Source organism: Chthoniobacter flavus Ellin428 (genome assembly GCF_000173075.1).
Classification (GTDB): Bacteria; Verrucomicrobiota; Verrucomicrobiia; order Chthoniobacterales; family Chthoniobacteraceae; genus Chthoniobacter; species Chthoniobacter flavus.
Window position 1 is genome coordinate 61,071 of the sequence record NZ_ABVL01000014.1, and the last position, 20,449, is coordinate 81,519.

Sequence of the window (20,449 nt, forward strand, 5' to 3'; positions counted from 1 at the left end):
CTCCGGTTCGTGAAGTTTTGACAATATACCCGTGGGGGGTATATGTAACGTATGAATTCCGAGACACGAACCAAACTGCAGGCGCGAATGAAACGCATCGGCGGACAAGTTGCCGGCATTCAGCGTATGCTTGATGAAGACCGCTATTGCGTGGACGTCCTCAATCAATTTCCGCGTCCGTTCGGCCCTCGATGCCCTCGGGGTCGAGTTGCTCACCAACCATGTCGAATGCTGTGTGGCCGGACATGGCACGCACAAGGAGCACGCCAGGGCGAAACCGATGAAGCCGGCGGAGTTGCTCGCCGAATTGCGCACCGCCCTCCCCCGTTTCTTGAAATGATCGGCGAAACCAAGAGCGCGGTCTATACCGATCCCGTCTGCGGCATGCAGGTGACCGCGGAGTCGGCGGCTGGGCACGCGGAGTTCAAAGGCGAGACCTATTATTTTTGCTCCACGCATTGTCAGCGGAAATTCGAGGCGGACCCGGCCACTTTTGTGAAGGAGTCCCACTCCTGCTGCGAAAGTAAACCTGCGCCGCAGGTGCATTCCTGTTGTGGAGGGCACACCGTGACCAAGCCTGTGGCAACGAAAGCGCCTTACTTTTGCCCGATGTGCCCGGGGGTGGAGAGCGACCGGCCTGGCACCTGCCCGAAGTGCGGCATGGCCCTGGAGTCGGCCTCACCGCAGTTGGTGCGGTCGAAAACCATCTACACGTGTCCGATGCACCCCGAGGTCGAACAGGATCACCCGGGAAATTGCCCGATCTGTGGCATGGCGCTGGAACCCAAAACGGTGACGATGGAACCAGAGGACGGCGGCGAATTGCGCGACATGACCCGCCGCTTTTGGATCAGCGGGGCTTTGACTCTGCCGGTCTTTCTGCTCGCGATGACGCATCTCTTCCCGGCAGCGCCAGAGTGGACGATGGGTGTGGTTTCGCGCTGGGTGCAATTCTTTCTCTCGACACCAGTCGTGTTGTGGGCCGGTTGGCCTTTCTTTGAACGGGGCGCGCGTTCGTTGAAGACGGGCCACTTGAACATGTTCACGCTCATCGCCTTGGGTGTCGGTGCGGCTTTTGGCTACAGCGTGGTCGCCATGTTGGTGCCGGAGGCCTTTCCCCACGTGCCGGGCCATCTCCACGCCCCGCCAGTCTATTTCGAAGCGGCGGCGATGATCGTGGTGCTGGTTCTTCTCGGCCAAGTGCTCGAGTTGCGGGCGCGCCGACGCACGGGAGATGCGCTGCGGGCCTTGCTGGATCTGGCCCCGAAGACCGCGCGAGTGCTCAGTGACGCGGGTGAACAGGAAGTGCCGCTCGAAGACGTGCCGGCGGGGGCGCGTTTGCGAGTCCGTCCGGGCGAGAAAGTGCCGGTGGACGGTGTCATCCTCGAAGGCAAATCCGCCATCGATGAGTCCATGCTGACAGGAGAGTCGATGCCGGTGGAGAAGATCGAGGGCGACGCGGTGACGGGCGGGACGATCAATGGTACCGGCGGTTTCATCATGCGTGCGGAACACGTCGGCAGCGAGACGGTGCTCGCGCGGATCGTGCAGATGGTTTCCGAGGCGCAACGCAGTCGCGCGCCAATTCAGGCGTTGGCCGATCGCGTGGCGGGATACTTCGTGCCGGCGGTGCTCGGTGTCGCGGCGCTCACGTTCGTGCTGTGGTTTTGGCTCGGGCCGGAGCCGCGCTTTACCTCGGCGATCGTCAACGCGGTTGCCGTCCTCATCATCGCTTGTCCGTGTGCCTTGGGATTGGCGACACCGATGTCGATTATGGTTGGCGTCGGGCGAGGGGCGCATGCCGGTGTGCTGATCAAGAACGCGGAGGCGATCGAGCGCTTGGAAAAGGTGACATCGGTCGTCGTGGATAAGACGGGCACGTTGACCGAAGGCAAACCGCGAGTGGTCGAGGTGCACGCGTTGGACGGCCTGGAGGAAAACGAACTCATTGCGCTGGCAGCGGCAGTCGAGCAATCGAGCGAGCATCCACTGGGTGCAGCCGTCGTGGCGGCGGCTCACGATCGCAAATTGCCGATCACCTCGGCGCAGGATTTCCGTTCTACCACGGGCGGGGGCGTTGCGGCGAAGGTAAGCGGGCCAGACCGTGATCGCCGGGAAACTTTCGTTCCTGCGCGAGCAGGGGGTGGCGGAGATCGATGCGTTAGCCGCCCGAGCGGAGTCGCTGCAAAAGCGTGGCGAGACGGTGATCTTCGTCGCGCGCGACGGACGCGCCATTGGTTTCATCGCCGTGGCCGATCCGATCAAACCTTCAACGAGGCCGCCATTCAATCCCTGCACGGTCTCGGCCTCAAAGTGCTGATGCTCACCGGTGACAATGCGCGCACCGCGCAGGCCGTCGCGGAACAGACGGGCATCGACCAGGTGGAGGCGGGCGTCGCGCCCGGCGACAAACACGCCCGGGTCGAGGCCTTGCGCCGGGGTGGGGAAGTGGTGGCCATGGCGGGAGACGGGATCAACGACGCGCCCGCCCTGGCCGCGGCCGATGTTCGGCATCGCCATGGGGACCGGCACCGATGTGGCGATGGAAAGCGCCGGGGTAACCTTGGTGAAAGGCGATCTCGTCGGGATCGTGCGCGCCATCCATCTGAGCCGCGCCGTCATGCGCAACATCCGGCAGAATCTCTTCTTTGCCTTCGTCTACAACTCGATCGGCATTCCGATCGCTGCCGGGCTGCTCTATCCCTTCTTCGGCATTCTGCTCAGCCCCATCATCGCCGGAGTTGCGATGAGTCTGAGTTCCGTTTCCGTGATCGGGAACGCGTTGCGTTTGCGCGCCGTCAGCCTCGAAGGCCCACGTTAGCGGAAAGAAGGAAAACGCAGAGACGCTGAGGCGGAAGAGAGAAACGGGGAAACGACGAAGGGGAGAAAGGGGGAGGGGTCACACGCTCCAATCTTCTCCTTTCAGCGTCGCTGCGTTTTTAGATTCCCCTGGTTGCGCTCCGTGCGCCCCATGGAAAATTCATAGTCGAATCGGTCGCGACGCTATATGCATGGTGTCGCATTTTTCCCTCCTGCATGCCTGAATCCTCATCTCCAGCCAAAGCCCGTTACATCATGATCGGCGGGTTTCTCGGCGCCGGCAAAACGACGGCCGTCGCGAAACTCGCCCAGCGCCTCACGGAGCGCGGATTGAAAGTCGGACTCATCACCAATGACCAGGGCCGCGAGCTCGTGGACACGCAGATGTTGCGGGCGAAGGGCTTCGCCACGGAGGAAATTCCCGGCGGCTGTTTTTGCTGCCGGTTTAATTCGCTGGTCGAAGCGGCGGATCGGTTGACCACCGCGTCGCAGCCCGATGTCTTCATCGCCGAGCCGGTGGGAAGTTGCACGGACCTCGTGGCCACGGTCACCTATCCGCTGCGCCGCATCTACGGCGACCATTTCACAATCGCGCCGGTGAGCGTGCTGGTCGATCCGGTGCGCGCCGCGCGCGTGCTCGGCTTGGAAAGCGGCGGCAATTTTTCCGAAAAGGTGATCTACATTTACAAAAAGCAGCTCGAGGAAGCGGATATTATCGTCATCAACAAGCTCGACCTGCTGGGCCCGGAACGCGTGGACCAGTTGCACGCTGGGTTGGCGGCGCAATTTCCGCGGGCCACGGTGCTTTCCGCCTCGGCGCGCGCCGGGACGAATCTGGACGCGTGGTATTCGCGGCTGGAGCGTGATGTGCACGGCATGAGTCCCACGATGGAAGTGGACTATGATGTCTATGCCGACGGCGAGGCGTTGCTCGGCTGGCTCAATGCCACGGTGGAATTGGAAGCCACCACGGCATTCGATACCGAGCGCGTGCTCACCGAGCTGGCACGCGATATCCAGGATCGGCTCCGCGTCCAGCACGCGGAGGTCGCGCATCTCAAGATGACCTACAGCCCGGCTGAGGCACTCGCTGGAGAAATCGCCGCCGTGAATCTGGTGCGCAATGATTTCGTGCCGGAGCTTTCTCTCAAGTTGCCCGAGCCTTCCAAGCGCGGGCAGCTGATCATCAATCTCCGCGCGGAAAATGCCCCCGAAGCGCTCGCGCAAACGGTGCGCGACGCGATTCGTACCGTCCAGGAATTGACACCCACGCTCGTCGCGCAGTTGCACCACCTCGAGCATTTCCGGCCGGGTCGGCCGACGCCCACGCACCGCGATCAATTGCCCGCGGCGAACTGAATTTTCTCAATCGTAATCTTACTCTTTCTCCCGATCAGATCGTCGGGGGATTAAGAGTAAGATTATGATTAAGATTAAGAGGCCGGGTTAGAACGTCGGCTCCATCAGGCCGAAGCCGCCTTCCTTGCGCCGGTAGAGGATGTTCACCTTTTCCGTCTTGGCATTGAGGAAGACCACAAACTGGCGGTTCGACATTTCGATCTGCAGCACGGCTTCATCGACGTACATCGGTTTCACCGGATAGCGCTCGGTCTTGATGACCGAGGGTTCCGATTCCTCGTGTTCGTGGAAGGTGGGGCTGATCTCGAGGACCTGTTCTTCGAGATGGCGGATCGATTGCTGCCGCGGACGATGGTTGCGCAGGATCTTCGTCTTGTACTTCCGCATCTGCTGCGCGATCTTGGCCGCAACGCCGTCGATGGAGGCGTACATGTCGTCCGTCTCGTGGCTGGCTTCGATCGTGATGTGGTTCGTGCAGTGGAGGATGATCTCCGCAAAATGCCGGTGCTTCTCGACGTCGAGAATCACGTGCGCCTCGATGATTCGCGGATAGTCGAGATGCAAATGCTCGACGCGGGAGGTCGCGTAATCCTTGATGGGGTCGGTGACACTGACGTGGCGTCCGGTGACTTTGACGGGGACGTTGACGTTGGCTGTTTGCATGTTTTGGGGTCTCCTTTTGTTGAGATTACATTTGGAACGTTTCGCCGAGATACACGCGACGCGCGATCGGATCGTTGAGCAGGAAGTCCTTTTCGCCCTGCGTCACGACCTTGCCTTCATGAACAAGATAGGCTCGGTCCACGATGTTGAGAGTTTCGCGTACATTATGGTCGGTAATGAGAATGGCCAGTCCGGAATCACCGAGATTTTTGATGATCTGCTGGACGTCATAAACAGCAATCGGATCCACGCCGCTGAACGGTTCGTCCAACATCAGCAAACTCGGCTTCATGACGAGCGAGCGGGCGATGGTCAGGCGCCGCTTCTCACCACCGGAGAGCGTCAGCGCGAGCTGTCGGGCGACGTGCTCGATGCCGAATTGATTGAGCAATTCCTCGCAGCGATGCTTGCGCTCGCGTTTGTTCAGCGAGGTGAGCTCGAGGATGGCCATGAGATTTTGCTCCACGGTGAGCTTGCGGAAGATCGACTCTTCCTGTGGCAGGTAGCCCATGCCGAGGCGCGCGCGCCGATACATCGCGTAATCGGTCACTTCCTTTTCCTGGAAGAAAACCCGGCCGCTGTCCGGGCGGACGAGACCGACGACCATATAGAAGCTCGTCGTCTTGCCCGCGCCGTTCGGGCCGAGCAGGCCCACGATTTCACCGCTGCGCACATTGATGTCGACGCCGTTGACCACGGCGCGTCCGCCGTAGACTTTGACCAACTTGTCCGTCCTCAACACCTCCGGCCCGATCGTCTTCTTCTTCGACTCGACTGACAGCATCATCGCGATGACGGGGAAGGGGCCGGCGTAGCGGCGCCGGGCTGGGTAGAAGCGCTCTGGTTCGATTGGCGGTCGGTATCGACGATGATCGTTTTGTGTGGCCCGTGGGCTTCCATGCGGCCGTCGCGCATGAGCTTCATCCAGGTATCGGGCGACGTAGCGATACAACGGTTCGTCCCCTGGGTCACGTCGGGCATGCCGTAGAGGAAGACGTCGCCGGTATCGGCGAAGTATTCCGCGCGATTGGAATACCGATGCTGTGGGTGATCGAGCCGTCCGTCTCGACCTTGTCTTGCGTGATGATCACGCGCCGATCACTGGTCGTCACACCGATGGCTTTATCCAGGCCGCTCTTCTTTTTCACCGGGGCTGGGGTGCCCGTTGCCGTCGTGCCGGCGGCCGGAGTCGCACCGGGCTTGGGACTACCGGCAGGCGTGGTGCCGGCTGGCTTCGGGGTGGCGCCAGTCGGCTTCGGCGTGGCTCCCTTCGCTCCCGGAGCGGGCTTCGTCCCGGCGGGCGTCGCATCTTCGTCTTTCAGGTAGCCGTCAACTTGTCGCACGTCATGTTGAATTGCGGATCCTGACGAACACGTTGATCAGGAAGACGGCGATATTGGCCTTCTGGTTGAAGGTCGCTTCCATGGCCGTGATTTCAGTCGGCTGCTGCTGTGTGCCATCCGGTCCCGTCGGTTTGGTCTCCGGTCCGGTGGCGCCCGGAGCCAGAATGCTGGAGCGATCCATCGGTTGTCTCGGTCCGATTCCCGATGTGCCATTGGCACTGGGAGTGGCCGTGGGACTCGGCGCGCCGTTCAATTGCACCTGGGTCGACGCTGTGGAGAGCGTCCGCGGCGCAGTGGCGTCGATCGTGGCGCCTGGGGTGACCACGGCGGCCTTGAGCGGTTTCAATGCCTCAACTTCCTTGAGCAATTCCTCATCGGGAATGGGCTTGATGGGGTTTTCCGCCAGTACCGCCGAGCACGCGATGGCCGAGGCGATGAAAATAGGGAGTCGTTTCTGGATCACTGTCATTTGGCCGAAGGCGTGTAAAATTTGTCGGGCTTTTCTGTCGAAAGGGAAGAGGAAGGGGCGCTTTGCCGCCGGCCCTGGCTCGTCTTGAAAGTGTCGGGTTCGTACAAGGATTTGTCCACCTTGGTGACCGTCTTGGGTTCCTTCTCCCGGGCCTTTTCCGCGTCGGCCTCGTTGCCGGAGGCTTCTTCTTTCAAGTTGAAAATCGTCATGTGGACATTGCCGGCGAGCCCACCCTGTTGGCTGCGGGTATAGAAGATCATCGAGTCACCGGACAGCACGAAATCCGCCCGGTTGATGGTCACGTGCGTCTGCGTGGTGATCGCGCTCTTGTTGTTGTCGAAGACGGAGAGAGGCAGATCGATCTGCATGTCATGCTCGCCTTGCTCGTTGAAGGTCTCAATCGTCATGTCCTTCATCTCCACGTGATCGTCATCGATGCGCGTGGCCACGCCGATCTTGAAGTTCATCTGGCGTTTTCCCGTGCCGTCGAAATAGGGGATGCTCAGCCCATAGGAGGGGTGGTCCTTGATGACCGGGATGTCCACCTTCCTCGGCCCATCCGGACTCGGGGTCCCTTCCGGTTTCTTGTTCTTCTTCTTTTTCTTGGCACCAGAATCCTTGCTGTCGGTCTTCCCTTTGGGATCGGGAGTGCCAGCCTTGTTGGCGTCGTCGGATCTATCCCCCAGTGCCGTAGTCGCGATCAGCGCGGCGGCGAGCACCGCGATATGCTTAGCGAACGAGGTCATGAATCTGCCGTAATTGTTTCAGCAAGGAGGGGAGTTGCGCGAGAGGAATTTGATTCGGTCCATCCGACAACGCCTTGGATGGATCTTCGTGCGTTTCAATGAAAATGCCATCACAACCTGCGGCCGCTGCCGCGCGAGCCAGCACTGGGGCCAGCACGCCATCGCCGCTCGTCTTGTCGCCCCCGCCACCGGGGCGCTGGACGGAATGCGTCGCGTCGAAGACGACCGGATAGCCCGCCTCGCGGATCCAGTAGAGGGAACGCATGTCGGCCACGAGGTTGTTGTAGCCGAAGGTGGCCCCGCGTTCGGTAAAAAAGAATTGGTCGTTGCCGAAGGAGAGGAGCTTGTCGGCGATGTTCTTCACATCCCAAGGCGCGAGAAATTGCCCCTTTTTTACATTCACCACGCGCTTCGTCTCAGCGGCGGCCTGGATGAGGTCTGTCTGCCGGCAGAGGAAGGCGGGGATTTGCAGGATGTCGATATACTCTGCGGCGATCTTCGTCTCCTCGGGCGAATGGACATCGGTCGTCACCGGCACGCCCAGTTCCTTGCCGATATTGGCCAGGATCTGGCAACCCTCGCGCACATCGAGTCCGCGAAAGGATTTCACCGAGGTGCGGTTCGCCTTGTCGTAGCTCGCCTTGAAGACGAATTGGATGCCGACTTCGGAGGCGATCGCTTTCAACTGGCGCGCCATGCGCCAGACGAATTCCTCGGACTCGATCACGCACGGGCCGAGAATGTAGAGCGGTTCAGGGCCACCGAGGCGGTGGGGCCCCACGGATATCAACGGGCGCTGCTGCACTGCGGATCAGGCTCCGTAACTTTTCGAGAAACGTTTGCGGCTTTCCTCGGGCTGAGGGGCCTCGGGAGCCGGTGCGGGCGCGGGAGCTTCCGCGGCCGGAGCTTCGACTGCCGGCGCGCTGGCCTCCGGAGAGGCCTCGGGAGCGTCGTCCTCGGGAGCCAACGACTCGCCGGGATGGTAACCTTCCGTGCGCGCCACAACGTGGACGAAAGCGGCCTCCATCTGTTCCAAAGCGCTGTCGATGACCTTCTGCTCGTCGGGTAAAAGATTGCCGGCCGTCTTCGCCTGGATGACGGCGAGTTGGTCGATGAACATCTTGGCCAGGGGGATATTGACCTGTGGCTGACCCACGCGCGGATCGGTGATCTGACCGAGACAAAGCGCGGTGTTTTGTGCCTGCATCATGACGAATTCGACGAAAATCTGCGTCATTTCGCCCGCGTCGGTTCTGGTTTGGACTTCAGCCATAGGGGGAGAGACTAAGCGTGGGTGCCCATCCACGCGAAGGAAATTTTACAGGTGGCCGTCAGTAGCAACACGGGTTGGGGCAATTAGATGTGGCAAAAATACGGCGGCGCTTTGGCCCCTCAGAATTCGCGGACGAGACGATTCTCTCTATAGAAAGTCCTTCTCCATGTCCGATTTAGAGGCGTTTGCGGAAAACATTTTCCTGATGGACGGTCCCCCGGTGCACGCCGCCGGTATCCCGTTTCCCACACGGATGATTATCGTGCAGCTGGCGGATGGCGCCCTGTGGGTGAATTCTCCCGTTCACGTGACCGAGGAGGCGAAGGAGCAAATCAGCGACCTCGGTCCGGTGAAATACCTCGTCTCGCCCACGAAGCTGCACCTGTGGCGCTTGGAGGAGTGGCATGGCTTGTTCCCGGAGGCCGAGCTTTGGGGGACCGAACAGGTGCCGGATGAATTCAAGCACCTGCCGCTGACGGGTGTGCTGGACGACGTTCCGCCTCGCGGATGGGCGGAGGACATCGATCAAGTGATTTTTCGCGGCAATCTCTTCCTCGAGGAAGCCGCTTTCCTGCACAAGCGGTCGCGCACGCTGATCGTGGCTGACTTCATCCAGAACCACGTGCTGGTCAAAGGCCGGCCCCTGCGCAACACGCTCTATCGATTGGCCGGGGTCGTCTATCCTAACGGCGGGGTGCCGCTGGATATTCGCTTGTCCACCATCCACCGGAGCCTCGCGCGGCAAGCGGCCGAAAAACTTCTCTCGTGGGATTTCGACAAGCTGATCATCGCCCATGGCGTCTGCTTGCGGGAGAATGCGCGGCCGTTCGTCGAACGGGCGTTCCGTTGGTTGGTGGGCTGACTCTTATACCCATCTTTCAAGGCAACGGCGTGCGGGCGGTGAAGTGGAACATTGTCCCGGAGGGGCAAAGGACATTAGCCCGGGGGTAAGCGAGTCTGCGAGCGCCACCCCCGGACACCCATCCTCCACGAGATCCCATCCCGGAGGGATGGCGGAACCTCCCGCTCAGCGAAAAATTCCCGCATCACCTCCGGGGTGCATTCGTTTTTAGACGGTTTCCCGGGGTGGCGCTCGCAGGCTCGCTTACCCCCGGCTTATGTCTTATATCCCTTCGGGATAGCCTGCCGCTTCACCGCTCCGACTTCAACGTCACTCGCGAAGATGGGGATAAGGGTCAGAGGAGCCTATTCTCCTATCCGCACCCGGCGCGTGCCTAAAACTCCACCGTCTTCGTGTCGGGGAATTTTTCCGGTTGGCCGGGGATGAAATCGATCACCTGTTTCTGCGCCCGGAGCTTTTCCTGCAGCGCCGGGATGTCGATGGCTTGCACGTCCTTGCCATCCTTGGCAGCGAGCGCTGCCGCGACTCCGGCGGCGTGTCCGCCCATCATCCACGTGCTTTCGAGACGATAGGTGCAGTAGGCCACATGCGTATAGCTCGCCGCGCCGGCGACGATCAGGTTCGTGCATTCCGTGGCCTTCGGTGTGAGTGCGCGATAGGGGATCTGGTAGGCGTAGCCCACGCGCCAAATGCGGCCTTCATTGATGAACTCCGTCGGCGAAAGAGCGAGCCGCTGCACATGGTGGCAATCGATGAAGTGGCTGCCCATGGCGATGGCGTCGGGCTTGTGCCGGTCCTCCTGCACATCGCGCTGGGTCATCACGTAAGCGCCGCGCATGCGCCGGCCTTCGCGCACGTAGAGTTGGTAAGGCCAGTGGCCGTTGTCCGGAAACTCCTCTTTGTGCAGGCCCCATTGGGCGGTCTCGGCGCGCAGCTTTTCCGGGACCGCGTCGTCGGTGGCGAGGAAATGGAAGAGACCGAGGGTGTAATCGGTGTGCTCGGCGATGATCCGATCGCGCGTGGCGTAATCGCCATCGGGGTATTCTTTCTGCGCACCGAAGTCGCCGATGGAAATGATCGCCGCCTGTTTGTTGTTCACTTCCTTTTTGTCCGGGCGATTCGGGGCGTGGCTGTAGAGATCGATGATGTCGTCGAGCTTCACTTCCTTGCCGGCAGCGGTCTTTTCGCGGAGCCAATTCTCGAGCAACCGATAGCGCGCGCGATCGTAATGCGTCGGTGCCGGCATTGGCACGCGCCAGGCGGGATCTTTGGAAAAGCAAAGCCGCCAGTTGTAATTCATGACCGTCTTGTCCGCGGCGGCTTCCTTGAAATCGCGCGCCCACCCACTCATGCCGGGAAGGAGATTGCCCTTTTCATCGACCGTCGCTGCCCGCCGCGAAGTCTTGTCAAAACGAATGCCCGCCGCTTCCTCGCCGAATTCATCGCGGGATTCCCGGCCCCAGGTATACGCCACTCCCGCGCGGGCCATGAGATCGCCTTCGTAACCGGCATCGACGAAAACCCTGGCCGTGACCTTCGAGCCATCGCTCAGCGTGAGGCTGCCAATGCGCGTGCCTTCTTTCTCCACTTTCTCGACGCGCAGACCGTATCGCACCTGCACCTTGGCCTCATCCAGCATCGCCAGGAAGGTCTTCTCCGCCACGCCCGATTCAAAATAGTAAGCCGGCCCCGCCTTGCCGTAGTGCCGTCCGAGCCGCGTGTAAAATTCCTGGGCGATCCCGCCGAAAGTCCACTTGAGCATGTGCTCGGTCTCCGCGGTATTGAGGCCGCTGGTATTCAACCCACCGACATGGCGGGTCGGTTCGATGAGCAGGGTCTTCTGTCCTTCGCGCGCCGCGGCGATGGAGGCGCTGATGCCACACGGCACGCCGCTGTAGACGACGACATCATAGTCCTGTGCGAACACGCTGACGGCGGGGAAGATGAGGAACCAAAGAAGACGGGATAGGCGCATGAGAGGAGAGGGGATTTTCCATTAAGTCTGCCGGCAGCATTTTTTGGACAGTCTTTTTACACATGGCCTTCGCTTGAAATGCATCGGCGTTTTGCGAACACTCGGCCCGTTCAGAATTACTGGGCCATCTATGATGAACGCGAAATTCCGATTTGTCTGCCGCGGCGTGGGGATACTTTTGCTGGCGACTGGGATCGTGAGGATCATTGTGGAGGCGATTCACACCGCCTCATTTGATAGACTCCCGTCGTTTAACGGGTTTTCGGGTGGGTTCCACCTTTCCGGGAGCGGGATTGTCGCGATTGCCATCGGTGGCCTCCTCATTTATTTCGGATTTCGGGCGCCGCGAAGGCCGGTTCCATAGACGGACGGTTTACCTCTGCGGTCGAATGCTCGGCCCTTCGATCCAGGCGGGCGGAATGAGAATCTGGCGGGGGACTTCCGGCACACCGCGCTCGTGATGCAGCAACTGCGTTGCAACGAGGTCCACCGCGGCCACGGCGATGTGATCGCGACGCTGGAAGATGCCGGCGAAATCGCGCATCGACTCCGCCCAATCGTGCACGACGAGACCGATGTCTTCCGGTATGCGCAGCTCGAGTTGGCGCAGCCAATCGGGGACATGGGTATCGAAAGAAATCAGCGCATCGGGACGATGCCGGCGGATCCATTTGCGAAAGACGTCGGCGCCGCGGCGGAGATCGTTGTGCGGAAAGAGCAGGAGCGGCACGCGCTGGGGTCGCGGCATGCTCTGCTGCACCTGGAGCATGGCCCCGCTGTAGGCGTGTTGGGCGCGAGCGTCGACCCACTGTGTGATGGCGAGGCCGATTCGCTGATACCCACGCGCGATGAGCTGGGCGACGGCTTGCTGGATGCCGACCGTCATGTTTCCCGCCGCGCGGTGCAGGGATGGATGCTGCAGTCCGTAACCAAAGTCACCGCCGCGAAATGTGAATAGTCGAGTTGCGCGCACAGCATGCGTGAGGATTGCGGGGAGACGATGAGGCCTTCGATGCCGCGCGCTTGCAGGATTTTGTCAAGACGCTCAGGGCCGAGGCCGTCGCGCCCGAGCCAGAATTCCTCCGCATGATAGCCGTGCTGCTCCGCGCGGCCGCGGATGTAACGCAAGGAAACGTACTGGTAATTGGGTGCGTGCAACTCGTCGTGTGGCAGGTCTTCCCGCACGATGGCGATGACCGCACGGAGGCGGGGCGTCTTCCGACTGCGCACCACGTTCATTAATCGGGCCAGGTGAGGATCGGGCCGGTATTTCAGCGCCCGTGCGGCCGCCAGCACCCGCCGCCGGGTGGTCGGCGCGACGTTGGGCGAATTGCGCAACACGCGCGAGGCCGTCATGGCAGAAACACCCGCTTTTTGCGCGATCGTTTGCAGGCTGATGGAGGAGTGAGTGGCCGCCATGGTGTTATCATAACATGAGGTTTGCTTTGGCGGTCAATTCCCCGTGTGTAGGTGTTGGCACCCGGTTCCCTCTTTCATCTGCCATGTTCCATTTGCCATCCCGTTGCCTTGCTCTCCTTTTCGCTGGCGCTGCTGCCGTCTACGCCGCGGATGAAGCTCCTCTATCCCAGGAAGCGCTCGATCTCTCGCTCGAAGCGCCGATGGTCAACACCCATCCGGGACCGGAGTACGCGGATGCGGTGCGGCCGGGAAATATGATCATCGGTCTGGAGCGCACGGCGAAGGGGCGGCTCTGGGCGTGCTGGGTGGGGAATGGCGACAATCCCAATGGCTTCTTCATGCTGGCCACGAGCGACGATAACGGCGCGACCTGGTCGAAGCCGCGCGTGGTCATCGATCCCACCGATCCACCGAATGCCCCACAGCGGCGCGCGCTGGTGGGCAATCTCTGGACCGACCCGACGGGCAAGCTCTGGCTCTTCTTCGACCAAAGCCTCGGTTACTTCGACGGGCGCGATGGCGACTGGTTCATCACCTGCGACAATCCCGATGCGGATGAGCCGGTGTGGTCGAAGCCCACACGGTTCGCAGACGGCTGCACGCTGAACAAGCCGACGGTGCTTTCCAATGGCGACTGGCTGTTACCCGTGGCGCTCTGGACGCGCGACCACATCGGATCAGCCTCGCTGAAGGAGGCGCATCACGAACTCGACCCCATCCGCATGGCGAATGTCTTTGCCTCCACCGACCAGGGAAAGACCTGGGCACGCCGTGGCGGAGTGGCGTTTCCCGGCTCGGAGTTTGACGAGCATATGATCGTCGAATTGCGCGACGGGCGGCTCTGGATGCTCGCGCGGACGAAGAAAGGCATCAGCGAAAGTTTCTCCACAGACCACGGCGTGACCTGGGGTGAGCCGCACCCTTCCGCCATCCAGAATCCGAGCGCGCGCTTTTTTATCCGCCGTCTCGCGTCGGGCAATCTGCTGCTGGTCAAAAACGGACCGATCGAAACGCGCCTGCCGCGTCGCTCGAGTCTCACCGCGTTTCTTTCCACGGACGATGGCAAGACGTGGGGCAAGGGCTTGCTGCTCGATGATCGCGCGGTGGTCTCGTATCCCGATGGCGTGCAGGCGCCGGATGGCACGATCTATCTTTCCTACGACTGGAATCGCCACACCGACGCGGAAATCCTGCTGGCTAAATTCCGCGAGGAGGATGTGGTCGCGCAGAGATTTGCATCCGCCGGCGCGAAGCCGCGGATGTTGATCAACAAGGCGCTTGCGCCCGTTCTGCCTGCCGCCATCCGGCCCGATGCCAAATGGACCGCCCAGGCCGCAGAGGACGCGAAGCAGGATTTCCACACCCTGGCCTACGATGGCGTAACGCCGAACAAGCTCGTCTGCGACACCACGCTGCGGCAGTTGCCCGATGGTTCGTGGGCGCTCTTCATGCTCGCGGGCGACGACTTCGAGCCGTCGCCGAAAAATTTCACCGGATTCACCCGCAGCACCGATCACGGCAAGACCTGGTCACCGCTGGAAACGGTGGATCTCGGTTTCCCGCGCGAAGGTCTGACCAGCGGGCAGGGACCCACGGAACTCATGGTGCTCGGCCAGCGCTGCACGCTTTTCTTCAGCACGCATTCGCAGACCTGGGGGCGCGACTGGCGTTCGTGGATGATGCACAGCGATGACAATTGCCACACGTGGTCGAAGCCCGAACCCGTTCCCGGCCGGCTGGCCAATTTCACCTTCATGCGCAACCACGTCACCACGCATGATGGGCGCATCCTCGTACCCTTCCAGCATTACGATGGCCCGCCCGCCGGAACGCCGCCTCCGCCGCCGGAGGAAAAGCCGTGGCACAAGGCGCTGGAGCATTATGTGAGCAATCCGCGCAACGGTGTGCTCGCGAGTAACGATGGTGGGAAGACATGGACGGAATACGGAGACGTGCGTCTCACGCCCGACGATCGCTATTCCGGTTGGGCGGAAAACAATATCGCCGAGCTGGCCGATGGGCGCATCGCGATGATCATCCGCGGCGATCGGCTTGGCGGAATGCTCTACTACGCGGAGTCCAAGGACGGCGGCAAAACCTGGCCGGAATACGCTTCGGTGACCAGCATTCCGAACCCCGGGAGCAAGGCCACGCTCTATCCGCTCGGCGGGAATGTCGTGGCCATGCTGCATAATCCCAACAGCAAATTCCGCAGCCCGCTTTCGCTCTGGATCAGCTTCGATGGGATGAAGACGTGGCCGTATCAACGCGTGCTCGTGCCGGAGTCGACCGATGGTCCGAAAGGGAAGCTCAACTATCCCGATGGATTCGTGAGCGCTGACCAGCAGTGGCTGCATTTCGCCTATGACGACAACCGGCATCGGGCGGTGGTCTATTCCGCGAAACTGCCGCCGCTGCCGGAGCCGAAGTAGTTCGCGAGTTCGAATCTGACAGGATTCGGTGCGGTCGCTTTTGGTGCCGCCCTATCGCGTCGCTCGAGGAGGCGGTCGTCGAAAGGCGGCGCCGCAGCCTAAGCATTCCCCACATCTTTTATGGATGGCGAACGAGCCCAGTCCCGAAGGGACGCCGGAATTTAGCCGGTGGCGAAAGCCACCGGAATCGTCCGTCTCACACTCTGGGCCCCGGAGGGGCGCGGGACGCGACACTGATCCCCTTTCCGCCGCCCCTGTCGGGGCGAATCGTGGAGGGGACGGGATCCGGTGGCTTTCGCCACCGGCTAAATTCCATGGTCCCTCCAGGACTGCCGGCCACCTCGCCGCAATGACTTCGTCATTGTCTTGGAAGATGTGGGTAATGCTTAGGCCGCAGCGCCGCACTAAAACGCAAGCACCGGGGACGAGATTGCAAATTTTGCAAAGATATTTGCCAATCGAGGCATATAAACTTATGCCCGCCTGCGTTACCCGCTTGTCACGTGAAAATTCTTCCCTCCCTCCTCGCTCTCCTGGTGGTCACGCCCACGCTTTTTGCGGAGACGCTCAAGATCAACGGTTCCACGACGGTGAATCTTCCGGCCGCCGAAGCCGCGGAAATCCTCCGCGTGGAACAGAAGATGGACATCCAGATCGATACGCAGGGCGGCAGTTCGGGCGGCATCTCCATGCTGGGCGATGGCCTCATCCAGATCGGCATGGCCTCCAAACCGGTGAGCGATGACGACCGGGCGAAGTTCCCGAAAGTGAAGTTCGACGAGATCCACGTTGGGCAGGACGCGGTGGCCATCATCGTCTCGAAGGACGTGTGGGACAGCGGCGTGCACGCGCTGACCAAGCAGCAGATCCAGGAAATCTACGAGAGCAAGATCACCAACTGGAAGGACGTCGGCGCGAAAAAGTCGATCCGCATCGCTTTCTTCAACAAGGAGCCGGGCCGTGGCACGTGGGAAGTTTTTGCGCACTGGGTTTACGGCGATCCGAAGAAGGCGCCGCAGGTCAGCTTCCCCGAGGTGGGCGGCAATGAGGAGACCCGCAACAAGGTAAGCTCCACGCGCGGCGCGCTCTCGCAGCTCTCGTCCTCGTGGGCGGATGGCAAGAAGGTCTTCGCACTCGGGATCAAGGGGGACGATGGCAAGGTGGTCGACCCGACCAACGAGAACATTGCCAACAAGAGTTATCCGCTGAGCCGCCCGCTCTTTTTACTGACGAATGGTGAACCGACCGGTGCGGCCAGGACCTTTGTCGATTTCATGCTGAGCGATCGCGGCCAGGAGCTCGTGAAAAAACACGGCTATATGCGGCTGAAGGATTTAGGCAAATAACCTTCCATGACGCGTGCTCTCAGTTGGTTTTTCAGCTTCGTCGCGCTGGGCGCGGTTACGTTGCTCGTGGGCGTTTTCGTCTGGCAGAGTCTGCCAGTCTGGCACCACGAGGGCTGGCATTATATTACCGGGACGAAATGGTTTTTCCGGCAAAAGGAATTCGGCACGTTGCCGATGATCTATGGCACGGTCATCGTGGCCTTGATCGCGCTCGTGCTGGCGGCGCCGCTGGGCTTTGGCGCGGCGATTTTCACCGCGGAATATCTGCCGCGCCGCGTGCGTCTCGCGGTGAAAGTGCTCATCGAGTTGCTCGCGGGCGTGCCGTCGGTCGTTTACGGATTGCTCGGCATTTTACTGCTCCGCGATTGGATCTATAACCTCTTCGAGAAATTCGAGCCGCTGAGTGGCGACACCTTGCTCACGGCCGGCGTGCTGCTGGCAGTGATGATCCTGCCAACCATCGTCACGCTGAGTGATGATGCATTGCGCGGTGTCTCCTCGGCGCAACGCCGGGCCGCTCGTGGGCTCGGGCTCACGCATGCGGAGACGGTTCTCTCCATCGCCCTTCCACAGGCGAAACGTGGGCTCGGCGCCGCGCTGCTCCTCGCCCTCGGCCGCGCGCTCGGGGAAACCATCGCGGTGTTCCTCGTCGTCGGCCGGCAGGACAACAACCTGCCGGAACACGTCTTCTCTCTCCGCGCCTGGCTCGATGCCGGGCAGACGATCACCAGCAAGCTCGGCGGTTCGGAAACGAACATCGCCTATGGCGATCACGTGCATTGGGGCGCGATGGTCGGCCTGGCGTTGCTGCTCCTCATCATGACCGGTACCGTGACCCTGCTCGGCACCGGCTTCGGCAAACGTTCCGATGCGTAAGTCTCTCGATTTCCTTCTCGCTGCCGTCACTGCGTTTTGCGCGCTGGTCGCTGTGGCTTTGCTCGTCGGACTCGTGGCGGTTATCGCACAACGCGGCGGTCCGGCAGTGAACTGGGGATTTCTGACCGAGCAGATCCGACTCGTCGGCGCCGCGGGCGGCATCTTTTGGAATCTCGTCGGGACCTTGATCCTGCTTTCTTCGGCTCTCACCGTGTGTCTGCCGCTGGCCATCGGCCTCGCCCTGGTCGAGCGCGTCTGGCTGCAACGCGAAGGGCCGCGCCGCCTTCTGCGCACACTGCTCTATACGCTCAATGGCGTGCCGGGTATCGTCTTCGGCATCTTTGGATTTGTCGTCTTCGTGCAGTGGTGTGGCTGGGGAAAGTCGTGGCTCAGTGGCGGATTGGTGCTCGCGCTCATGATAATTCCGACGGTGGCGGTATCGCTCATGGAACGGCTCAAGGCCGTTCCCAAAAAATACGTCGAGGCGGCGGCCGGCCTCGGCCTGAATCGGGCGCAAATCGTCTGGGCGGTCCTGTTGCCGCAGGCCTGGGGCGGGGTGGTGACGGGTTCGCTGCTCGGCCTGGCGCGCGCGGCAGGGGAAGTGGCGCCGATCATGTTCACCGCGACCATCTTTGCCGGCGCGACCCTGCCAAAAGGAATCAAAGAAAGCCCGGTGCTTTCGTTGCCGTATCACATTTTCATCCTGGCGCAGGATTCTTTCGATCCGAGTGTGGGATCGAAGCTCTGGGGCGCGGCGCTGGTGCTGCTCGCCCTGGTGTTGTTTCTGAGCGTGATCGCTCTGCCCAGCCGCCTCAAACTTCACGAAGAAGCCAATGTCTGATTGCTGCCCGCCGCCCGTTGCGACCGATGTCGCACCCATCCTCGAAGCGCGAGGACTCGAAGTCCGCGCCCAAGGGCGCGCGCTCATTCGCGAGGTGAACTTCAGCGTGCGGCCCGGCCAGGTCTTCGGACTCATCGGCCCCTCCGGTGCGGGCAAAAGCACCCTGCTGCGCGCACTGAATCGTCTCGCGGATTTGATTCCCGGGCTACGCGTGAGCGGCGATGTGCGCTTGCACGGCCAATCCATTTACGCTCCCGGCACCGACGTGAACGCCTTGCGCGAGAAGGTCGGGATGCTCTTTCAACAGCCGGTGGTTTTCCCCACGAGCATCGCCGAAAATGTGCTCTTCGGCGCGAAGCGGTTGCGCCGGCTTTCGCGTGGCGAGCGCGCCGAGTTGGTGGAATTCGCGCTCACCGAATCGGCCTTGTGGGATGAAGTGAAGGACCGCCTCAAGCATCCGGCTACGGCGCTTTCCGTGGGGCAGCAACAGCGCCTCTGCCTGGCGCGCACGCTGGCCGTGAAATCGGAGGTCATCCTCATGGATGAACCGACCAGCGCCCTCGACCCGAAATCGACGCAGGCCATCGAGGAACTCATCCGGCGATTGAAGGAGCGGCACACGATTGTCATCGTCACGCATAACGTCTCCCAAGCCCGGCGGGTGACGGATTGGATCGCCTGCGTGTGCGTGCGCGATGGAGTAGGCGAGATCGTCGAGAGTGCGTGTTGCGATGCCGTGCTCGATAACCCGCAATGCCGCGAGGTCATCGAGTATCTTTCGCACGCCTGAGGTATTTGCTTTGGTATCCATTGATTGCCTGCTGCCGGCTCGCCTGACTTGACCAAGGTTGGTATCAGGAGCATTCTGGGAGCATCAAATGAAGACCGATATGCGCAGATCTCGGCGCAAGCCTGTGGCAAAAGCTCACCCGCATATGACGCGCGAAATTGCAGAGGCACGTGCGATATCTGGGGGTAAGGGGAAATTTGATGGTGCCGCCTTCTTGCGCACGTTGAAGAAGTGAGAGTTTATGCGGATACGTCCTGGTGGATCGCTTGTAAAATCACCAGTGACGTAAACCATGAACTCGCGATTCGAGTTTTCGACCTCTGGCCGGAGATCGAAATTGTCTGGACGCCGTGGCAGCGCGTCGAAGTTTTTAACTCGCTTCGTCAACTTGAACGCGCGGATTTGATTCTGGCTGGCGTTGCTCATGAATCGATTCGCCTTTTGGAAAGAGAAATACGGCTTGGCTACTGGTCTCACGTAGAGTTTGACTGGAGGAACGCGATCCGGACGGCCTGTGGGATAAGCGCGAAGCATGGGCTTGATATCCCGATTCGTGGCATGGATTTATTCCACGTGGCCATCGCCATCGAAACTGAGGTTGGCGCATTTGTGACCTTCGATCGAGAACAAGAAGCACTGGCGGATGCCGCTGGGCTGCACATTTTGCGGCCGCGCAGGTAACGCCAATCGGCGCATTTTCCTGCGCACTCGCCCCGGTACGCGGGCAGCTATCCAATCAAACCTAGCTCTGCCGCAGAACGTGCGCGTCGGTCACTGTTCCTCCGCGGATCGTGAAGCGGACGGTCGCGTTGCTCCAATCGCCGGAGCGTTGCAGGACTTTGTAGCGAACGATCACCGACCAATCCGCGCCGTTGTTTTCCAGGCCAGACCAATCCTCGAACTGAATCGAGGAAGGCGAGCTGGCGTGAGCGCGCATGTAGTTGGTGACCACCGTCTGCACGCTGCGCATTTGGTCGGGTGTGAAGGCAGATTGCGCGGTTCTTTGCGGAACGTTTTTCCATGTGGCAGAGAGGCCAAAGATCGCCGCCCCGGCGACGATGAGGAGCGTCAGCCAGGTGGTATTCAAACCGCGTCCCGTGAACAGGCGCATGACCATCCGGAAAGCGAAGAAAACCAGGTAAATCGCTTTGGTGATGTAAAAGGCATCACCCGGCGATACGGCTGCCGCGGCCAGCACCAGGTGCTGCGGGATGGCGGCGAACGCCAACACGACG

22 protein-coding genes are annotated in these 20,449 nt (G+C 61.1%); 10 read left to right on the forward strand and 12 right to left on the reverse strand.

Annotated elements, in window-relative coordinates; genetic code table 11:
* Positions 1 to 133: 133 nt before the first annotated feature.
* The 3 genes from CFE428DRAFT_RS20610 to CFE428DRAFT_RS20620 all read left to right on the forward strand — a co-directional run bounded on the left by CFE428DRAFT_RS20610 (position 134) and on the right by CFE428DRAFT_RS20620 (position 4,179).
* Entirely contained in the window at positions 134 to 340 is a 207-nt protein-coding gene (locus tag CFE428DRAFT_RS20610) for a metal-sensitive transcriptional regulator (RefSeq protein ID WP_006981575.1), read from the forward strand.
* On the forward strand, positions 337 to 2,850 hold the full coding sequence (locus CFE428DRAFT_RS20615) for a heavy metal translocating P-type ATPase (protein ID WP_006981576.1): 2,514 nt from the start codon (positions 337 to 339) through the stop codon (positions 2,848 to 2,850). The genes CFE428DRAFT_RS20610 and CFE428DRAFT_RS20615 overlap by 4 nt, the downstream gene beginning before the upstream one ends.
* Positions 2,851 to 3,036: 186 nt before the next feature.
* Positions 3,037 to 4,179: a GTP-binding protein gene (locus CFE428DRAFT_RS20620; RefSeq protein ID WP_131989498.1), complete on the forward strand. Its 1,143-nt coding sequence runs from the start codon at positions 3,037 to 3,039 to the stop codon at positions 4,177 to 4,179.
* An 87-nt stretch (positions 4,180 to 4,266) separates the two neighbouring features.
* Here CFE428DRAFT_RS20620 and hpf read toward each other — a convergent pair whose 3' ends face one another.
* The 8 genes from hpf to CFE428DRAFT_RS34100 are packed head-to-tail and all read right to left on the reverse strand — an operon-like array spanning position 4,267 to position 8,673.
* Positions 4,267 to 4,842, reverse strand: a complete 576-nt coding sequence (gene hpf, locus CFE428DRAFT_RS20625; RefSeq protein WP_006981578.1) for a ribosome hibernation-promoting factor, HPF/YfiA family — start codon at positions 4,840 to 4,842, stop codon at positions 4,267 to 4,269.
* 25 nt (positions 4,843 to 4,867) lie between these two features.
* Positions 4,868 to 5,629 carry an LPS export ABC transporter ATP-binding protein gene (gene lptB / locus CFE428DRAFT_RS20630; protein WP_006981579.1) on the reverse strand — a complete coding sequence of 254 codons (762 nt, stop codon included), beginning with the start codon at positions 5,627 to 5,629 and terminating at the stop codon, positions 4,868 to 4,870.
* Positions 5,626 to 5,823: a hypothetical protein gene (locus tag CFE428DRAFT_RS37620; RefSeq protein ID WP_006981580.1), complete on the reverse strand. Its 198-nt coding sequence runs from the start codon at positions 5,821 to 5,823 to the stop codon at positions 5,626 to 5,628. Before CFE428DRAFT_RS37620 ends, lptB begins: the two co-directional genes overlap by 4 nt.
* Complete coding sequence (locus CFE428DRAFT_RS20635) at positions 5,811 to 6,185, reverse strand: hypothetical protein (RefSeq protein ID WP_006981581.1); 375 nt, start codon at positions 6,183 to 6,185, stop codon at positions 5,811 to 5,813. Before CFE428DRAFT_RS20635 ends, CFE428DRAFT_RS37620 begins: the two co-directional genes overlap by 13 nt.
* A 1-nt stretch (position 6,186) precedes the next feature.
* Positions 6,187 to 6,654: a hypothetical protein gene (locus CFE428DRAFT_RS20640; protein ID WP_006981582.1), complete on the reverse strand. Its 468-nt coding sequence runs from the start codon at positions 6,652 to 6,654 to the stop codon at positions 6,187 to 6,189.
* Positions 6,651 to 7,400 (reverse strand): hypothetical protein, encoded by a 750-nt coding sequence (locus CFE428DRAFT_RS20645; protein WP_006981583.1) that lies wholly within the window; start codon positions 7,398 to 7,400, stop codon positions 6,651 to 6,653. Before CFE428DRAFT_RS20645 ends, CFE428DRAFT_RS20640 begins: the two co-directional genes overlap by 4 nt.
* Positions 7,384 to 8,190 (reverse strand): 3-deoxy-8-phosphooctulonate synthase, encoded by an 807-nt coding sequence (gene kdsA / locus CFE428DRAFT_RS20650; protein ID WP_042725465.1) that lies wholly within the window; start codon positions 8,188 to 8,190, stop codon positions 7,384 to 7,386. The genes CFE428DRAFT_RS20645 and kdsA overlap by 17 nt, the downstream gene beginning before the upstream one ends.
* Positions 8,191 to 8,211: 21 nt before the next feature.
* Positions 8,212 to 8,673, reverse strand: a complete 462-nt coding sequence (locus tag CFE428DRAFT_RS34100) for a DUF1844 domain-containing protein (RefSeq protein WP_006981585.1) — start codon at positions 8,671 to 8,673, stop codon at positions 8,212 to 8,214.
* Positions 8,674 to 8,839: 166 nt separating this feature from the next.
* Here CFE428DRAFT_RS34100 and CFE428DRAFT_RS20660 point away from each other — a divergent pair, with 166 nt between their 5' ends.
* Positions 8,840 to 9,535 carry a DUF4336 domain-containing protein gene (locus CFE428DRAFT_RS20660; protein ID WP_006981586.1) on the forward strand — a complete coding sequence of 232 codons (696 nt, stop codon included), beginning with the start codon at positions 8,840 to 8,842 and terminating at the stop codon, positions 9,533 to 9,535.
* Positions 9,536 to 9,908: 373 nt separating this feature from the next.
* Here CFE428DRAFT_RS20660 and CFE428DRAFT_RS20665 read toward each other — a convergent pair whose 3' ends face one another.
* The 3 genes from CFE428DRAFT_RS20665 to CFE428DRAFT_RS39030 all read right to left on the reverse strand — a co-directional run bounded on the left by CFE428DRAFT_RS20665 (position 9,909) and on the right by CFE428DRAFT_RS39030 (position 12,929).
* Complete coding sequence (locus CFE428DRAFT_RS20665; protein ID WP_006981587.1) at positions 9,909 to 11,510, reverse strand: FAD-dependent oxidoreductase; 1,602 nt, start codon at positions 11,508 to 11,510, stop codon at positions 9,909 to 9,911.
* A gap of 373 nt (positions 11,511 to 11,883) precedes the next feature.
* Positions 11,884 to 12,396: a substrate-binding domain-containing protein gene (locus CFE428DRAFT_RS39025; protein ID WP_006981588.1), complete on the reverse strand. Its 513-nt coding sequence runs from the start codon at positions 12,394 to 12,396 to the stop codon at positions 11,884 to 11,886.
* Positions 12,393 to 12,929, reverse strand: a complete 537-nt coding sequence (locus tag CFE428DRAFT_RS39030; protein ID WP_006981589.1) for a LacI family DNA-binding transcriptional regulator — start codon at positions 12,927 to 12,929, stop codon at positions 12,393 to 12,395. Before CFE428DRAFT_RS39030 ends, CFE428DRAFT_RS39025 begins: the two co-directional genes overlap by 4 nt.
* Before the next feature lie 83 nt (positions 12,930 to 13,012).
* Here CFE428DRAFT_RS39030 and CFE428DRAFT_RS34115 point away from each other — a divergent pair, with 83 nt between their 5' ends.
* The 6 genes from CFE428DRAFT_RS34115 (at position 13,013) to CFE428DRAFT_RS20705 (ending at position 19,895) form a co-directional block, all read left to right on the forward strand.
* Positions 13,013 to 15,361 carry a sialidase family protein gene (locus CFE428DRAFT_RS34115; protein WP_006981590.1) on the forward strand — a complete coding sequence of 783 codons (2,349 nt, stop codon included), beginning with the start codon at positions 13,013 to 13,015 and terminating at the stop codon, positions 15,359 to 15,361.
* Positions 15,362 to 15,864: 503 nt separating this feature from the next.
* The gene (locus CFE428DRAFT_RS20685) at positions 15,865 to 16,707 is read left to right on the forward strand and encodes a phosphate ABC transporter substrate-binding protein (protein WP_006981591.1); all 843 of its coding nucleotides are present in this window, start codon (positions 15,865 to 15,867) and stop codon (positions 16,705 to 16,707) included.
* A 6-nt stretch (positions 16,708 to 16,713) separates the two neighbouring features.
* The gene (pstC, locus tag CFE428DRAFT_RS20690; protein ID WP_006981592.1) at positions 16,714 to 17,583 is read left to right on the forward strand and encodes a phosphate ABC transporter permease subunit PstC; all 870 of its coding nucleotides are present in this window, start codon (positions 16,714 to 16,716) and stop codon (positions 17,581 to 17,583) included.
* On the forward strand, positions 17,576 to 18,424 hold the full coding sequence (gene pstA / locus CFE428DRAFT_RS20695; protein WP_006981593.1) for a phosphate ABC transporter permease PstA: 849 nt from the start codon (positions 17,576 to 17,578) through the stop codon (positions 18,422 to 18,424). The genes pstC and pstA overlap by 8 nt, the downstream gene beginning before the upstream one ends.
* Positions 18,417 to 19,214 (forward strand): phosphate ABC transporter ATP-binding protein, encoded by a 798-nt coding sequence (locus CFE428DRAFT_RS20700; protein ID WP_006981594.1) that lies wholly within the window; start codon positions 18,417 to 18,419, stop codon positions 19,212 to 19,214. Before pstA ends, CFE428DRAFT_RS20700 begins: the two co-directional genes overlap by 8 nt.
* 231 nt (positions 19,215 to 19,445) lie before the next feature.
* Positions 19,446 to 19,895 carry a type II toxin-antitoxin system VapC family toxin gene (locus tag CFE428DRAFT_RS20705; RefSeq protein WP_042725438.1) on the forward strand — a complete coding sequence of 150 codons (450 nt, stop codon included), beginning with the start codon at positions 19,446 to 19,448 and terminating at the stop codon, positions 19,893 to 19,895.
* Positions 19,896 to 19,956: 61 nt separating this feature from the next.
* On the opposite strand, the gene CFE428DRAFT_RS20710 is transcribed toward CFE428DRAFT_RS20705, so the two are convergent.
* A complete protein-coding gene (locus CFE428DRAFT_RS20710) occupies positions 19,957 to 20,445 on the reverse strand; it encodes a hypothetical protein (protein WP_131989495.1) in 489 nt (162 codons plus the stop codon).
* Positions 20,446 to 20,449 lie beyond the last annotated feature (4 nt).

What these genes read in the sequence shown, in the direction of transcription:
- CFE428DRAFT_RS20610 (WP_006981575.1), top strand. Translation starts at nt 134, where the DNA reads ATGAAGACCGCTATTGCGTGGACGTCCTCAATCAATTTCCGCGTCCGT.
- CFE428DRAFT_RS20615 (WP_006981576.1), top strand. Translation starts at nt 337, where the DNA reads ATGATCGGCGAAACCAAGAGCGCGGTCTATACCGATCCCGTCTGCGGC.
- CFE428DRAFT_RS20620 (WP_131989498.1), top strand. Translation starts at nt 3,037, where the DNA reads ATGCCTGAATCCTCATCTCCAGCCAAAGCCCGTTACATCATGATCGGC.
- hpf (WP_006981578.1), bottom strand. Translation starts at nt 4,842, where the DNA reads ATGCAAACAGCCAACGTCAACGTCCCCGTCAAAGTCACCGGACGCCAC.
- lptB (WP_006981579.1), bottom strand. Translation starts at nt 5,629, where the DNA reads ATGATGCTGTCAGTCGAGTCGAAGAAGAAGACGATCGGGCCGGAGGTG.
- CFE428DRAFT_RS37620 (WP_006981580.1), bottom strand. Translation starts at nt 5,823, where the DNA reads ATGCCCGACGTGACCCAGGGGACGAACCGTTGTATCGCTACGTCGCCC.
- CFE428DRAFT_RS20640 (WP_006981582.1), bottom strand. Translation starts at nt 6,654, where the DNA reads ATGACAGTGATCCAGAAACGACTCCCTATTTTCATCGCCTCGGCCATC.
- CFE428DRAFT_RS20645 (WP_006981583.1), bottom strand. Translation starts at nt 7,400, where the DNA reads ATGACCTCGTTCGCTAAGCATATCGCGGTGCTCGCCGCCGCGCTGATC.
- CFE428DRAFT_RS34100 (WP_006981585.1), bottom strand. Translation starts at nt 8,673, where the DNA reads ATGGCTGAAGTCCAAACCAGAACCGACGCGGGCGAAATGACGCAGATT.
- CFE428DRAFT_RS20660 (WP_006981586.1), top strand. Translation starts at nt 8,840, where the DNA reads ATGTCCGATTTAGAGGCGTTTGCGGAAAACATTTTCCTGATGGACGGT.
- CFE428DRAFT_RS20665 (WP_006981587.1), bottom strand. Translation starts at nt 11,510, where the DNA reads ATGCGCCTATCCCGTCTTCTTTGGTTCCTCATCTTCCCCGCCGTCAGC.
- CFE428DRAFT_RS39025 (WP_006981588.1), bottom strand. Translation starts at nt 12,396, where the DNA reads ATGACGGTCGGCATCCAGCAAGCCGTCGCCCAGCTCATCGCGCGTGGG.
- CFE428DRAFT_RS39030 (WP_006981589.1), bottom strand. Translation starts at nt 12,929, where the DNA reads ATGGCGGCCACTCACTCCTCCATCAGCCTGCAAACGATCGCGCAAAAA.
- CFE428DRAFT_RS34115 (WP_006981590.1), top strand. Translation starts at nt 13,013, where the DNA reads ATGTTCCATTTGCCATCCCGTTGCCTTGCTCTCCTTTTCGCTGGCGCT.
- pstC (WP_006981592.1), top strand. Translation starts at nt 16,714, where the DNA reads ATGACGCGTGCTCTCAGTTGGTTTTTCAGCTTCGTCGCGCTGGGCGCG.
- pstA (WP_006981593.1), top strand. Translation starts at nt 17,576, where the DNA reads ATGCGTAAGTCTCTCGATTTCCTTCTCGCTGCCGTCACTGCGTTTTGC.
- CFE428DRAFT_RS20700 (WP_006981594.1), top strand. Translation starts at nt 18,417, where the DNA reads ATGTCTGATTGCTGCCCGCCGCCCGTTGCGACCGATGTCGCACCCATC.